The following is a 15,354-nucleotide window of genomic DNA, read 5'->3' on the forward strand; positions in this document are numbered from 1 at the left end:
CGGGTTGGTTAGTTTATTTTAACACCGCCGTTGATGCGGAATTCAATATTCATAATCAGCCCATTTCCCGGCTTACCCGATTCATAGCGCCATTTGCGCATTGCTGTTTTCACTTCCCGCTCAAACATATTCGAAGGTTGAGCGGAGAGGATCTGCACGTTATCCACGCGTCCATCAGCAGTCACATCAAATTTCACCCTGACTTTACCTTCCACACGAAGCGCCAGTGCGCGCGCCGGATAAGAAGGCTGATTACGCGCTAATGCCCGCGGACCGGTGGGTGCTGTCACGGCTGGCTTAGCCGCCGGAGGCGTATTATTTACCGTGCGCGAAGGCGCTGCGTTGTCGAAAGGCGAGGCCGGTCGCGGCTCCGCTGGTTTAACGTCGCGTTTTGGCTGCTCGACTTTCTTTACCGGTTTCGGCTTAGGTTTCGGCTTTGGCTCAGGTTTTGGTTTTGGTTTTTCAATCACCACCGGCGCCTCTTTTGGCGGTTCCGGAACCGGTTCTGGCTCAGGTTCTGGTTCAACCACGGGTTCAGGAGCCGGAGGCTGAACAACCGGTTCGGGTTGCACAGGCGCTACCAGCGTTATGGACATAGGCTGCGCGGGTGCGGGCAATTCAACAACCTGATTTACCGAGGTGTAAAGCAGACCTGCTATTACAGCACCGTGAATAGACAAAGCTAGCAATGTAGGCCATGGAAAGCGGCGTGGTAAATCAAGGGCCATCGAAGTCATAGTGGTATCTGTTGAAAAATGATGAGCTAATTTTAAATGCAAATAGCAATCATATTCAATAAGCCATTTTCTCTTCGTCCATTTTTTACCAAAATCGGCACAATTCATCTCTGGTTTATACAAGGTTTTACCCTGCTAAACGTGGTGATTGCAGTCTGCTCTGCTTTCACATACCGTATTTTGGCAAATTAAAGATAAGGAGCTCTTACCGTGCTGTATGTTATTTACGCTGAAGATGTAGCTGATTCGCTGCAAAAACGCCAGTCCGTGCGCCCTGCGCATCTGGCTCGCCTGCAACTATTACAGGATGAAGGACGTCTGCTTACGGCTGGCCCACTGCCTGCGGTGGACAGTAACGATCCGGGTGCTGCCGGTTTCACTGGCTCAACGGTGATAGCCGAATTTGAATCTATAGAGAAAGCGACCGAGTGGGCAGATGCCGATCCGTATGTTGCGGCGGGTGTTTATCAGAATGTGACGATAAAACCGTACAAAAAGGTATTCTAAAATTGTGGGCACCTTTAACGGTGCCCTTTTCACTTAGAGATCGTAAATCGCAAACAGCAGAATATTGCGGTGCTGGTTAAGTAAACACTTCCTGATGGAGTGAATACGCATGTTGCGACGAGACTGACCTTCAAGCCAGCGGGATTTACGACGACTTGCCTGTCTCAGCATACGCCAGCGTCCCACTTCCGTTCGACTACGCTTCATTTTTACTGCTCTTATAAAGGAAGAACGTGCATTATAAACTCTTGCTGTCATCAGAACAGCGCTTTTCGTACCCGCTTTTTATTTGCCAGAATTTTATGTGCGCGTACACTCATAACAATACGCTATCAAAAGGATTTTTTTATTTATGACAACCTTCTACACGGTAGTGAGCTGGCTGCTCATTCTTGGATACTGGTTGCTCATTGCGAGTATCACCTTACGCATCCTGATGAAGCGCCGTGCAGTTCCTTCCGCGATGGCATGGCTGTTAATTATCTATATTTTACCGCTGGTAGGCATTATCGCTTATCTGTCGGTAGGTGAATTGCATCTTGGCAAACGGCGTGCAGAACGTGCGCGTGCCATGTGGCCATCAACAGCAAAATGGCTTAACGATCTTAAAGCCTGCAAATATATCTTTGCCGAAGAAAACAGTGCCGTCGCCTCATCGTTGTTTAAGCTCTGTGAACGTCGTCAGGGCATCGGCGGCGTTAAAGGCAATCAGCTCCAGCTATTAACCACGTCCGATGACGTGATGCAGGCGCTTATTCGCGATATTCAACTGGCGCGGCACAATATTGAGATGGTGTTTTACATCTGGCAGCCGGGCGGGATGGCCGATCAGGTAGCGGAATCGTTAATGGCCGCCGCGCGTCGTGGCGTACACTGCCGGCTGATGTTAGATTCTGCCGGTAGCGTAGCCTTCTTTCGCAGCCCGTGGGCGAATATGATGCGCAATGCGGGCATAGAGGTTGTCGAGGCGTTAAAAGTCAATTTAATGCGTGTATTCCTGCGCCGCATGGATCTGCGTCAGCATCGCAAGATGATTATGGTTGATAACTATATTGCTTATACCGGTAGTATGAATATGGTTGATCCCCGTTTCTTCAAGCAGGATGCCGGCGTCGGTCAGTGGGTCGATCTCATGGCCCGCATGGAAGGGCCGGTCGCGACCGCAATGGGCATTGTCTATTCGTGCGATTGGGAGATTGAAACCGGTAAACGGATTTTACCTCCGCCACCTGACAACAATGTTATGCCATTCGAAGAAGCCAGTGGGCACACGATCCATACCATTGCTTCAGGCCCCGGTTTCCCTGAAGACCTGATTCATCAGGCATTGTTAACCGCGGCATATGCTGCCCGTGAATACTTGATCATGAGCACGCCCTACTTTGTGCCCAGCGACGATCTGCTACATGCTATTTGTACCGCCGCCCAGCGGGGCGTGGATGTCAGTATAATTTTGCCGCGTAAAAATGACTCCCTGCTGGTTGGCTGGGCCAGTCGTGCATTCTTTGCTGAGTTACTGGAGGCCGGCGTTAAGATATATCAGTTCGAAGGTGGATTGTTGCACACCAAAAGCGTACTGGTTGACGGCGAGCTGAGCCTCGTCGGCACGGTGAATCTGGATATGCGCAGTTTGTGGCTAAACTTTGAAATTACGTTGGTTATTGACGATGCCGGATTTGGCGGCGATTTAGCCGCTGTTCAGGATGATTATATTTCTCGTTCACGGCTGCTTGATAGCCGGCTGTGGGCAAAACGTCCATTATGGCAGCGAATAACAGAGCGACTGTTTTACTTCTTCAGTCCGTTACTGTAAAACGAGCCAAATCGATAATTAACAGGTACTCATTATGGATATGGATCTCAATAACCGTCTTACTGAAGATGAAACGCTTGAGCAGGCTTACGATATTTTTCTGGAACTGGCAGGCGACAATCTCGACCCGGCAGATATCATCCTGTTTAATCTGCAGTTTGAAGAGCGTGGAGGTGCAGAGCTGTTTGATCCGTCAGAAGACTGGCAGGAGCATGTGGACTTTGATCTGAATCCAGACTTTTTTGCCGAGGTCGTTATTGGTCTTGCTGAAACCGACGGGGGCGAACTTAACGATGTTTTTGCGCGTGTCCTGTTATGTCGGGAAAAAGATCACAAACTGTGCCATATCCTCTGGCGTGAATAGCGTTCAGGGCAGCAGTGCTGCCCTGATAATCGCCCTGAGAATATAAAAAAGGCTGACTTTCGTCAGCCTTCGCGTTTAAAGCGGGTCAACCTTCAGGCAGGAGACCGCGTGGCGGAAACTCCCTTCCAGTACCGGACGTGTTTTGGCGCACTCGGGTCCGGCAATAGGACAACGCGTACGGAAAACACAGCCAGAAGGCGGATTGATAGGCGAAGGTAACTCGCCTTCAAGCAGCTGGATAGTTTTATTCTTTTCCAGGTCCGGATCGGGTACCGGAACCGCAGACATCAGGGCTTTAGTGTAAGGATGCAGCGGATTATGATACACCTCATCATAGGTGCCCAGCTCTACGGCATGCCCCAGGTACATCACCAGCACGCGGTCGGAGATATGTTTTACCACGGCTAAATCGTGGGCAATAAATATCAGCGACAACCCCATTTCACGCTGCAAATTTTGCAGCAGGTTGACGACCTGAGCCTGAATAGAAACATCCAGCGCGGATACCGGCTCATCACAGATGATCAGTTTCGGCTCGAGGATCAGCGCCCTGGCAATACCAATACGCTGGCATTGCCCGCCTGAGAACTCGTGCGGGTAACGGTTGATGAGATTAGGCAATAGCCCGACTTTCATCATCATGGCTTTTACCCGATCGCGCACATCCTGACGTGACATCTTCGGATGATAGGTCCGCAGCGGTTCGGCAATAATTTCGCCAATGGTCATACGCGGATTAAGCGATGCCAGCGGATCCTGGAAAATCATTTGAATGTCGCTACGCACATTGCGCCATTCGTCCGGCTTCATACCCAGCAGATCTTTTCCAAGCCAGGCCACTTTACCATCGGTCGCCTTAACCAGACCAATAATGGCACGGGCGAACGTGGATTTTCCGCATCCGGATTCCCCGACTACGCCCAGCGTTTCGCCCTCGTACAGCCGCAGCGTAACGCCGTCGACCGCTTTAAGCGTTTTTGCCGGCTGCCAGAACCACTGTTTACCGTCTTTGATATCAAAATGGACTTTCAGATCCGCGATTTCAAGCAGTACATTTCTGTTTTCTGTTACGGAATTCATACCAGCTCCTCCACCGGCTTAAAGCAGGCGCGCAGGCGGCCCGGCGCAAATTCCACCAGCGGTGGCGCGCTACTGCAGATTTCCATCGCATGTGGGCAGCGCGGCTGGAACGGACACCCTTTCGGCAGTCGCAGCAGATTTGGCGGATTACCCGGGATGGTCAGTAACGCTCCCCCTTCCGCATCCAGACGAGGAACTGCGTTTAACAGACCGATAGAATAAGGATGGGCTGGCTGATAGAAAACATCGCGAGCGTGGCCATATTCCATGGTACGTCCGGCATACATCACCAGCACTTTATCGCAAATACCCGCTACTACCCCCAGGTCATGGGTAATCATAATAATGGCAGTATTAAACTCGCGCTTCAGCTCATTTAACAGGGTCATTATCTGCGCCTGAACGGTGACATCCAGAGCGGTGGTAGGTTCATCCGCGATCAGCAGTTTCGGTTTACACATTAGCGCCATTGCAATCATTACGCGCTGGCGCATACCGCCGGAAAATTCGTGCGGATACATACGCATACGCTTGCGCGCCTCAGGCATTTTGACCGCATCAAGCATTTTTACAGATTCTTCAAACGCCGCGGCTTTGCCAATGCCTTTATGCAGCATCAGAACTTCCATTAACTGCTCATCTACCCGCATATACGGATTTAACGACGTCATGGGGTCCTGAAAAATCATGGAGATTTGTTCAGCGCGCAGCTGGTTCAAGTCTTTCTCAGGAAGATTGAGGATCTGCTTACCTTCGAACGTTGCCGAACCGGTGATCCGCCCGTTAGCGGCCAGCAGGCCCATTAAAGCAAATGCAGTTTGTGATTTACCGGAGCCTGATTCGCCCACAATACCCAGCGTTTCACCGGCCTTCAGACTGAAGTTCAGATCGTTGACGGCGGTGACATCACCATCCGGCGTTGAGAACGTGACGCGCAGATCTTTGACATCCAGCAGCAGAGGGGATTTATGTTCCACCGGAGAAGTTGGAATAATACTCATGGCGGCGCTCCTTAACGATCTTTCGGGTCGAGGGCATCACGTAAGCCATCGCCGATAAAGTTAAAACAAAACAGGGTCACAACCAGAAAACCTGCCGGATAGAGTAACAGCCAGGGCGAAACTTCCATTGAGTTTGCCCCATCGCTCAGTAATGCGCCCCAGCTGCTTAATGGCTCCTGGGTACCGAGTCCCAGAAAACTCAGGAATGATTCGAACAGGATCATGCTGGGAACCAGCAGTGACGCATACACGACCACGACACCAAGGACGTTAGGTACGATGTGACGCACCACGATATTTGCCGTAGAGACACCGCCGACCTGTGCCGCCTCAATGAACTCTTTGCGCTTCAGGCTGAGCGTCTGACCACGTACAATACGCGCCATATCTAGCCAGGAAACCATACCGATAGCCACAAAGATCAGCAGGATATTTTGCCCAAAGAAGGTCACCAGCAGGATGACAAAGAACATAAACGGAAACGAGTTGAGGATTTCCAGCAGACGCATCATAACGGAGTCAATTTTTCCGCCCAGATAACCAGAAAGCGATCCATATAGCGTGCCGACAATCACGGCGACCAGAGCGGCAGCAATGCCGACCATCAGCGAGATACGCCCGCCGATTGCCACGCGTACCAGCAGATCGCGTCCGGAGGAATCGGTACCAAAATAGTGCCCTGAAGCCATATCCGGAGCCGCCGACATCATCTCCCAGTCAGTATCAAAATAGGTAAACGGTGATAATAACGGTGCCAGAATGACAAACAGGGCAATCACGATCAGCATAATCAGGCTGGCAACCGCTGCACGGTTATGCACGAAACGACGTCGCGCATCCTGCCAGAGACTACGTCCTTCAACGTCGAGCTTTTCACTGAAGTTTTCCAGCGCCTCGCTGTTTTTCTTACTTAACATCATGGCGAGCTCCAGCGTCAGTAACGGATTTTCGGGTCGATAACGGCATACAGCACGTCGACAACCGCATTAAACAAAATGGTCAGCGCACCTACCAGAATCGTCAGGCTCAATACCAGTGAGTAGTCACGGTTCAGCGCACCGTTTACGAAAAGTTGACCAATACCCGGCAAACCATAAATAGTTTCAATGACCATTGAACCTGTGATGATGCCGACGAAGGCCGGACCCATATATGATAATACCGGTAGCAGTGCAGGTTTCAGGGCGTGGCGAAGAATAATACGTCGCATTGGTAACCCTTTTGCCTTTGCTGTGCGGATAAAGTTGGAATGCAGCACCTCAATCATTGAACCACGGGTAATACGTGCAATGCTGGCAATATAGGCTAATGACAGCGCGACCATCGGCAGGATCATATAAATGAGCGCCCCTCCGTTCCAGCCACCGCCCGGCAACCATTTGAGGGTGATGGAAAAGATCATGACCAATAAAGGAGCCACCACAAAGCTCGGGATAACCACCCCGGTCATTGCTATTCCCATCACCGAGTAATCCCACTTCGTATTTTGCTTCAGGGCAGCAATAACACCCGCTGAAACGCCAAATATGACGGCGAGTAAAAATGCAGCAGCACCGAGTTTAGCCGAGACGGGAAAGCTGGCGGCAACTAAATCGTTTACAGAATAATCTTTGTACTTAAAAGAAGGTCCAAAATCACCGTGCGCAAGCTGCTTCAGATAATTGAAGTACTGCGTAGAGATAGGATCGTTCAGATGATATTTCGCTTCAATATTCGCCATGACTTCAGGCGGCAGCGTACGTTCTCCGGTAAAAGGACTTCCCGGAGCGAGGCGCATCATAAAGAAAGAGATTGTAATAAGAATAAATAGCGTCGGAATCGCTTCCAGACAGCGACGTAGAATAAATTTCAACATTGCCCATACCTTCTGGCGTGTGCCTTTGTAGTACGATGAAATAAGACACTGCGGGGCAGATACCTGCTGCCCCGCGTATTGCCATTAATGCTTAATGATGTACATATCTTTCGTGTACAAGTCGTCCATTGGATCTTTACCAGAGTATCCCCCCACCCATGGTTTCACCAGGCGGGCATTCACATAGTAATAGACCGGAACGATGGCGCTGTCTTTGCCTAACTGCTGCTCAGCTTTATCATACAGTTCGGTACGCTTAGCTTCGTCAGTGGCTTTAACGGCATCGGCCATGATGCTGTCAAAGGCCGGGCTTTTATAATGCGCGGTGTTCATTGAGCTGGTGGACAGCATGGTATTAAGGAAAGAAGTCGGTTCGTTATAGTCTGCGCACCAGCCGGCACGCGCGACATCATAGGTACCCTGATGACGAGTATCGAGGAACGTTTTCCATTCCTGATTGACCAGTTTAACGTTTACGCCAAGATTTTTCTTCCAGATAGACGCCGCGGCAATCGCCAGTTTCTTATGCAGGTCTGAAGTATTGTACAGCAGGTTAAATGTCAGCGGCTTATCTGCGGTATAGCCTGCCTCGGCCAGCAATTTCTTCGCTTCTTCATTACGCTTTTCCTGAGTCCAGGTAAACCATTCCGGTTTAGTCAGCTTCGCGCCATCGGTGTACGGTGGGGTATATCCGAACGCTGGCAGGTCACCCTGTGCTTTCACTTTATTAGTGATGATATCGCGGTCGAGGCCCAGCTTCAGCGCGGTACGAACACGAGCGTCGGTAAACGGCGCTTTCTGGTTATTGATTTCGTAATAATAGGTACACAGATACGGATCAACATGTACTTCCTGCGGGATCTCTTTTTTCAGCTTCTGGAAAAGCTCGATCGGCAAATTGTTATAGGTCATGTCGATTTCGCCGCTGCGATAGCGGTTAACATCGGTCACTTCCGAAGAGATAGGCAGATAGGTAACCTGATTAATGGCTGTTTTCGCATTATTCCAGTAGTGAGTATTACGCTCCATTACAATGCGTTCGTTGACGACCCAGTCTTTTAGCTTATATGCGCCGTTAGAAACGATGTTAGCGGGCTGAGTCCATTTCTCACCAAACTTGTCAATTGCACCTTTATTAACGGGCGACATTGCCGGGTTAACCAGCAGCTTGTAAAAATAAGGTACCGGCTCACTGAGCGTAACTTCCAGGGTATTTGCATCAATAGCCTTGACACCCAGCTCAGACGGTTTTTTCTTACCTTCAACGATTTCATCAACGTTCAGGATATGACCGTACTGCGGATAACTTGCATAGGGGGATGCAGTATTAGGATCGACCAGACGCTGCCAGCTGTATACGAAATCCTGGGCGGTGACAGGCTCGCCATTTGACCATTTAGCATCTTTACGTAAATGGAAGGTCCAGACTTTGAAATCTTTGTTGTCCCAGCTTTCTGCCACGCCCGCAACCGGGTGACCGTCAACAGGAGATGTTACCAGCAGTCCCTCAAACAGATCGCGGCTAACGTTAGCTTCGGGAACACCTTCAATTTTATTGGGATCCAGCGACTGAGGCTCTGCGCCATTATTACGGATCATGGTCTGCTTTTCAGCCAGAGTGACGCCCGCCGGGATATCGGCAGCCAGTGCAACGTTTCCTGCAATAAGCGCTGCCAGGATACCCGCCGCGACCAGACTTTTCTTTGTGATGATGGACATTGTGTTGATACTCCAATAATTATAATGACTGACCACTGGCCAGCTTCTTCAGTTCCCGTGAGGGTTCCCGGTCAATGCAGGAGCTTTTAGCGACTGCCGGGCTGCTTTTTTGTTGCTATCACCGACTTATTTATTACGGTTGGCTCTGACGGCAACCTTACGTCGATTCTTTAATATGTCTCCCCTGTCGAGACATATTGCGTTCCAGCATGAGATAATCTATTTGAAAATAATTCTCATCTACGCAGTTCTGTTGCAAATTAACTGGCCGGAAAGTATCAAATGCCTCCGCATGCTGCCAATATAATTTGCAAATATGTTAACTAATTCTCTTTTATTCCTTCGCCCCTTGGGCCAGACAGGGCCTTGCTGGCGGCAAATTCGATAAAAAATGGCTGCATTTCAACATCATCGCATCATGCATCTCACCGGAATGTAACGTAATGGTATTATTTGTAGTATTTTGCAAAACATTAACATTTGGTTACTATTTAGCACATCTGACTGTAAGAATGCTAAAATTACTAATAACATTTCAATAATCCCGTAGCAAGCCCAAGAGTATAATGTGAGAAAAATAACAGCATGCCTGCTGATATTATATACAGCAGAATAGCGAGCCTAATTCTAAGGCGTTGATCTATAATGGAGTTGTCTATCAACGGATTTTATTATGAATGCGTGTAATTTCAGCTTCAAATATCTGCTTTGCTAATAATGGCGCAAACAAAAGCGGTTTCGTTTGCGCGAGAGGAGGTAAAGAAGGGACTAATGAACGAGGCCTGGAAAAATGCTCTTGATGCCAGTGACAATAAATTCGATACCCAGCGCCATTAATAACAACCCCATGATACGCGTAATGACGTTTATTCCGGTCTGACCCAACATTCTGACCAACCACGGGGCCATGCGGAAAACGCTCCAGCAGCAGAACGCAAACAGCGCGATCGCCACTGAAAATCCGAGAAGGTGAATCAGGTTATGGTATCGGGTGCCCCATACAATTGTTGAGCTGATAGCACCCGGCCCCGCCATCAAAGGCAATGCCAGAGGAACAACCCCCACGCTTTCACGAATAGCCGTCTCTGACTTTTCCTGTTTGTTTTGTTTATCTTCGCCTAACTTGCCGCTGATCATCGACATGGCAATAGTGACCACCAGGATGCCGCCGGCAATGCGAAATGAATCAATTGAAATGCCGAATAGCTGAAGAATACTGTCGCCAAGAAAGAGTGAGGTCCAGAGAATAATCGCCACAGACACGTTGGCAGTCATGTTGGTTTTATTTCGTGCGACAGCTGTCTGATAGCTGGTCATACTAATGAAAACCGGCATGATCCCGATGGGGTTAACCAGGGCGAAAAGGCCAATGAAGAACTTGAAGTAAATAGGGAAATCGAAAAGCGACTGGCTCACGGTTGGCTCCGCACCTTCATCAAAAGTGGTCGTTGACGAAACGTCATTATAGATTCGCGCTGAAGATACGCTTTTTAGCAATACACTTCACCACAAATCTGACAAAAAACCTGACATTACACGTTGTTATATATTTGTATTGATTATGATAATGTGAATTTTACACTCATTAAAAACACTTAACATTTGATACTAACTGGTTAAAACATGGTGCTGAAAGGTGTCAGCTTTGCTTAAACTTGATGTAGATCACGTATTTCATACTCAGAAGTGAGTAACCTTGTCTACACCGTAAGGTAGCAAAAATTAAAGCAAGGTAGTGCGTAGAGTAAAGTGAAGCTGTTTTAGTAAATCAGTAAATCAAGTGTAAGAAATCCGTTGTTTTGTAAGTACTTACGCAAGCAGTGTCTGGTCTGTCTATACTGACTAATTAGGCCAGTGATTTACTAAAAAAGTTTAACATTATCAGGAGACCATTATGGCTGTTACTAATGTCGCTGAACTTAACGCACTCGTAGAGCGTGTAAAAAAAGCCCAGCGTGAATATGCCAGTTTCACTCAAGAGCAAGTCGATAAGATTTTCCGCGCTGCCGCTCTGGCCGCTGCCGATGCTCGAATTCCTCTTGCTAAAATGGCCGTTGCCGAATCCGGTATGGGTATCGTAGAAGACAAAGTTATTAAAAACCACTTTGCTTCCGAGTATATCTACAACGCCTATAAAGATGAAAAAACCTGTGGTGTGCTGTCTGAAGATGACACTTTCGGTACGATCACTATCGCTGAACCCATTGGTATCATCTGCGGTATTGTTCCCACCACCAACCCAACATCAACCGCAATCTTCAAATCGCTGATCAGCCTCAAAACGCGTAACGCCATTATTTTCTCTCCACATCCGCGTGCTAAAGATGCGACGAATAAAGCCGCTGATATTGTGCTGCAGGCTGCTATTGCCGCAGGTGCGCCGAAAGATCTGATTGGCTGGATCGACCAACCGTCTGTTGAACTCTCTAACGCATTAATGCACCATCCTGACATTAACCTGATCCTTGCGACCGGCGGTCCGGGTATGGTTAAAGCCGCATACAGCTCGGGCAAACCAGCTATCGGTGTGGGTGCAGGTAACACTCCAGTTGTTATTGATGAAACCGCAGATATTAAACGTGCTGTTGCCTCTATCCTGATGTCCAAAACCTTCGATAACGGCGTAATCTGTGCGTCTGAACAGTCTGTTATCGTTGTTGACTCAGTCTATGATGCGGTGCGTGAACGTTTCGCCAGCCACGGCGCTTACATGCTCCAGGGCAGCGAACTGAAAGCCGTTCAGGATATTATCCTGAAAAATGGCGCGCTGAACGCCGCTATCGTCGGTCAACCAGCCTACAAAATTGCTGAACTGGCTGGCTTTAGCGTTCCTGCCAGCACCAAAATTCTGGTAGGTGAAGTAACGGTTGTTGACGAAAGCGAACCGTTTGCTCACGAAAAACTGTCACCATCACTGGCTATGTATCGTGCGAAAGACTTCGACGATGCGGTTGTCAAAGCCGAAAAACTGGTGGCGATGGGCGGTATCGGTCACACCTCTTGCCTCTATACCGATCAGGATAACCAACCTGAGCGCGTACAGAAGTTCGGTGCTGAAATGAAAACCGCGCGTATTCTGATTAACACCCCTGCTTCTCAGGGTGGTATCGGTGACCTGTATAACTTTAAGCTTGCGCCTTCCCTGACTCTGGGTTGTGGTTCATGGGGTGGTAACTCCATCTCTGAGAACGTTGGTCCGAAACATCTGATCAACAAGAAAACCGTTGCTAAGCGAGCTGAGAACATGTTGTGGCATAAACTTCCGAAATCTATCTACTTCCGTCGTGGCTCACTGCCAATCGCCCTGGACGAAGTGATTACTGATGGTCACAAACGTGCGATGATTGTGACCGACCGCTTCCTGTTTAATAATGGTTATGCTGACCAGATCACTTCCGTATTGAAAGCAGCCGGCGTTGAAACTGAAGTCTTCTTTGAAGTTGAAGCTGACCCAACTCTGACTGTAGTTCGTAAAGGCGCTGAACTGGCTAACTCCTTTAAACCAGACGTGATTATCGCACTGGGCGGCGGCTCCCCGATGGATGCAGCCAAAATCATGTGGGTCATGTACGAGCATCCGGAAACTCACTTCGAAGAACTGGCGCTGCGCTTTATGGACATCCGTAAACGTATCTACAAGTTCCCGAAAATGGGCGTAAAAGCGAAAATGATCGCTGTTACCACAACATCCGGTACCGGTTCTGAAGTTACCCCGTTTGCGGTAGTAACAGATGATGCAACTGGTCAAAAATATCCGCTGGCGGACTACGCATTAACGCCAGATATGGCGATTGTCGACGCTAACCTCGTCATGGATATGCCGAAATCACTGTGCGCATTTGGTGGTCTGGATGCCGTAACTCACGCTCTGGAAGCTTACGTTTCGGTTCTGGCGTCTGAGTTCTCTGACGGTCAGGCTCTGCAGGCACTTAAACTGCTGAAAGAAAACCTGCCCGCGTCTTACCATGAAGGTTCTAAAAACCCGGTTGCGCGTGAACGTGTTCATAGTGCAGCTACTATCGCTGGTATTGCGTTTGCGAACGCCTTCCTCGGTGTGTGTCACTCAATGGCGCATAAACTGGGCTCACAGTTCCACATTCCGCACGGTCTGGCAAACGCCCTGTTGATCAGCAACGTTATTCGTTATAACGCGAACGACAATCCGACTAAACAGACTGCATTCAGCCAGTACGACCGCCCTCAGGCTCGTCGTCGCTATGCTGAAATCGCCGATCACCTGGGCCTGAGCGCACCTGGTGACCGTACAGCTGCGAAAATCGGTAAGCTGCTGGCATGGCTGGAAGAGATCAAAGCAGAGCTGGGTATTCCTAAATCTATCCGCGAAGCTGGCGTGCAGGAAGCTGACTTCCTGGCTCACGTTGACAAGCTGTCTGAAGACGCATTCGATGACCAGTGTACCGGTGCTAACCCGCGCTATCCACTGATTGCCGAGCTGAAACAGATTCTGCTGGATACCTTCTACGGTCGTGAATATAACGAAGGTACCCCTGCTGAAACAGCCGTTGCTGCCCCGCTGGTAAAAGCAGACAAAAAAGCGAAAAAACTCGCCTGATGTTGTTGCGATAACGCTTAATAAAAAGCCTCATCATTGATGAGGCTTTTTTGTATCTACCGTATAGCTGGTGAGGATGGTTAATACGTCAGGATGTTGAATGACGATGCTGCTCCTGAATGGCCGTCAGGGAGCCTGTAGCGAGCGCTTGTTTATAATGTTTACGGCACACTGAAATATAACGTTCGTTGCCCCCAATCACCACCTGCTCCCCCTCATTATAGGGTCGCCCCGCCTGATCGAGACGCAGCACCATACTGGCTTTGCGGCCGCAAAAACAGATAGTCTTTAATTCAACCAGTTTATCTGCCCACGCAAGAAGATACTGACTACCTGTAAACAGCTCACCGCGAAAGTCTGTGCGAAGTCCATAGCACAGAACCGGAATATCCAGACTGTCTACAACGTCAGATAGTTCGTGAACCTGAAGGCGCGTAAGAAACTGACTTTCATCAACCAGAACGCAATGAATGCCCCGCTGAGCGTGCTCAGCGCGAATATCGTCCAGAAGTGAGGTCTCCTGATTAAACAGCTTAGCGGGCGATGAGAGGCCGATGCGGGAGCTTACCTTTCCTGAACCGAAGCGATTATCAATTTCGGCGGTATATACAACAGCTCGCATACCGCGTTCCTGATAATTGTATGATGACTGCAACAAAGCTGTGGATTTCCCTGCATTCATCGCTGAATAGTAGAAATATAGTTGTGCCATTGGCCACATAACCCCAATCAAAGTGTATTAATAGCGGCGCGAGTGTAGCATATTTTTTGCGTGCGCCATGTGATGCGCTTAAACAGAGAACGGGTGTAATGGACGGCATAACATCGCTGATATAGAGATTATAAGCACTATCCTGATGCTATGACTCATTAATAACGAGGAAACCTTTGTCTCATTACATTCTTCTAACAACCCGGATGTGCATTGCTATGGCCTTTAGATGCTATGCAGGCTATTTGATTTACCGACGGTAAAACGTATCAATTTGCAAATAGCGGGCCTGATAATTATCCGTTGGGAGTATAATTTGTCGCACAACCCCGCACAAAAAAATCACAGGACATCAAGGGTTAACACAGCGCTTTATCAGCAACAATATGAATAGTTGCGCCATGATGGGGCTCAAAATTTAAGTTCGTACTAATTAAAATAGTAAAAAATAATAGACAATTTTGAGTTCCTTACATTTCTCCCTATTGCACAACTCAAATTAACGCTCTATTATTAGCTTAACAAACCACCCCACAATATAAGTTTGAGATTACTACAATGAGCGAAGCACTTAAAATTCTGAACAACATCCGTACTCTTCGTGCTCAGGCCAGAGAATGTACCCTTGAGACACTGGAAGAAATGCTGGAAAAATTAGAAGTTGTTGTAAACGAGCGTCGTGAAGAAGATAGCGCTGCTGCTGCAGAAGTTGAAGAACGTACGCGTAAGCTGCAGCAATATCGTGAAATGCTGATTGCTGACGGTATTGATCCTAACGAATTGCTGAATAGCATCTCTACAGCTAAAACCGGTACTAAAGCTAAGCGCGCTGCGCGTCCTGCTAAATATAGCTACACCGATGAAAACGGTGAAACTAAAACCTGGACTGGCCAGGGCCGTACTCCTGCGGTAATCAAAAAAGCAATGGACGAGCAAGGCAAACAGCTGGATGATTTCCTGATTAAAGATTAATCTTGCTGATTCCAGAATCCC

14 protein-coding genes are annotated in these 15,354 nt (G+C 48.6%); 5 read left to right on the plus strand and 9 right to left on the minus strand.

Annotation, left to right across the window (positions count from 1 at the left end; translation table 11 throughout):
* Window positions 1–8 precede the first annotated feature (8 nt).
* Window positions 9–728 (minus strand): TonB system transport protein TonB, encoded by a 720-nt coding sequence (tonB, locus tag AC791_RS12760; RefSeq protein ID WP_049841628.1) that lies wholly within the window; start codon window positions 726–728, stop codon window positions 9–11.
* A gap of 219 nt (window positions 729–947) precedes the next feature.
* Between tonB and AC791_RS12765 the strand changes: the two genes are divergently transcribed.
* Window positions 948–1,244: a YciI family protein gene (locus AC791_RS12765; RefSeq protein ID WP_049840800.1), complete on the plus strand. Its 297-nt coding sequence runs from the start codon at window positions 948–950 to the stop codon at window positions 1,242–1,244.
* Window positions 1,245–1,277: 33 nt separating this feature from the next.
* On the opposite strand, the gene AC791_RS20385 is transcribed toward AC791_RS12765, so the two are convergent.
* Window positions 1,278–1,451 (minus strand): YciY family protein, encoded by a 174-nt coding sequence (locus tag AC791_RS20385; RefSeq protein ID WP_133159223.1) that lies wholly within the window; start codon window positions 1,449–1,451, stop codon window positions 1,278–1,280.
* Between the two features lie 145 nt (window positions 1,452–1,596).
* Between AC791_RS20385 and cls the strand changes: the two genes are divergently transcribed.
* Entirely contained in the window at window positions 1,597–3,057 is a 1,461-nt protein-coding gene (cls, locus tag AC791_RS12770; RefSeq protein WP_049840801.1) for a cardiolipin synthase, read from the plus strand.
* A 34-nt stretch (window positions 3,058–3,091) separates the two neighbouring features.
* Window positions 3,092–3,421, plus strand: coding sequence for an HI1450 family dsDNA-mimic protein (locus AC791_RS12775; protein WP_072094352.1), 330 nt, complete (start codon window positions 3,092–3,094; stop codon window positions 3,419–3,421).
* 75 nt (window positions 3,422–3,496) lie between these two features.
* Here the strand turns inward: AC791_RS12775 and oppF are convergent, their stop codons facing one another.
* The 6 genes from oppF to AC791_RS12805 all read right to left on the minus strand — a co-directional run bounded on the left by oppF (window position 3,497) and on the right by AC791_RS12805 (window position 10,492).
* Window positions 3,497–4,501, minus strand: a complete 1,005-nt coding sequence (gene oppF, locus AC791_RS12780; RefSeq protein ID WP_049840802.1) for a murein tripeptide/oligopeptide ABC transporter ATP-binding protein OppF — start codon at window positions 4,499–4,501, stop codon at window positions 3,497–3,499.
* Window positions 4,498–5,502, minus strand: a complete 1,005-nt coding sequence (locus AC791_RS12785; protein WP_049840803.1) for an ABC transporter ATP-binding protein — start codon at window positions 5,500–5,502, stop codon at window positions 4,498–4,500. Before AC791_RS12785 ends, oppF begins: the two co-directional genes overlap by 4 nt.
* 11 nt (window positions 5,503–5,513) lie before the next feature.
* A complete protein-coding gene (gene oppC, locus AC791_RS12790) occupies window positions 5,514–6,422 on the minus strand; it encodes an oligopeptide ABC transporter permease OppC (RefSeq protein ID WP_049840804.1) in 909 nt (302 codons plus the stop codon).
* Between the two features lie 14 nt (window positions 6,423–6,436).
* Entirely contained in the window at window positions 6,437–7,357 is a 921-nt protein-coding gene (gene oppB, locus AC791_RS12795) for an oligopeptide ABC transporter permease OppB (protein ID WP_049840805.1), read from the minus strand.
* A gap of 84 nt (window positions 7,358–7,441) precedes the next feature.
* Window positions 7,442–9,076: an oligopeptide ABC transporter substrate-binding protein OppA gene (oppA, locus tag AC791_RS12800; RefSeq protein WP_049841630.1), complete on the minus strand. Its 1,635-nt coding sequence runs from the start codon at window positions 9,074–9,076 to the stop codon at window positions 7,442–7,444.
* A gap of 768 nt (window positions 9,077–9,844) precedes the next feature.
* Window positions 9,845–10,492: a YchE family NAAT transporter gene (locus AC791_RS12805; protein ID WP_049840806.1), complete on the minus strand. Its 648-nt coding sequence runs from the start codon at window positions 10,490–10,492 to the stop codon at window positions 9,845–9,847.
* Window positions 10,493–10,970: 478 nt separating this feature from the next.
* Between AC791_RS12805 and adhE the strand changes: the two genes are divergently transcribed.
* A complete protein-coding gene (gene adhE / locus AC791_RS12810; RefSeq protein WP_049840807.1) occupies window positions 10,971–13,649 on the plus strand; it encodes a bifunctional acetaldehyde-CoA/alcohol dehydrogenase in 2,679 nt (892 codons plus the stop codon).
* 88 nt (window positions 13,650–13,737) lie between these two features.
* Here the strand turns inward: adhE and tdk are convergent, their stop codons facing one another.
* Window positions 13,738–14,361 (minus strand): thymidine kinase, encoded by a 624-nt coding sequence (tdk, locus tag AC791_RS12815; RefSeq protein ID WP_049840808.1) that lies wholly within the window; start codon window positions 14,359–14,361, stop codon window positions 13,738–13,740.
* A 558-nt stretch (window positions 14,362–14,919) separates the two neighbouring features.
* Between tdk and hns the strand changes: the two genes are divergently transcribed.
* A complete protein-coding gene (hns, locus tag AC791_RS12820) occupies window positions 14,920–15,333 on the plus strand; it encodes a histone-like nucleoid-structuring protein H-NS (RefSeq protein ID WP_049840809.1) in 414 nt (137 codons plus the stop codon).
* Window positions 15,334–15,354: the final 21 nt, after the last annotated feature.

Origin of the sequence: Klebsiella sp. RIT-PI-d, assembly GCF_001187865.1 — a bacterium.
In the GTDB taxonomy this organism is placed as follows: Bacteria; Pseudomonadota; Gammaproteobacteria; order Enterobacterales; family Enterobacteriaceae; genus Superficieibacter.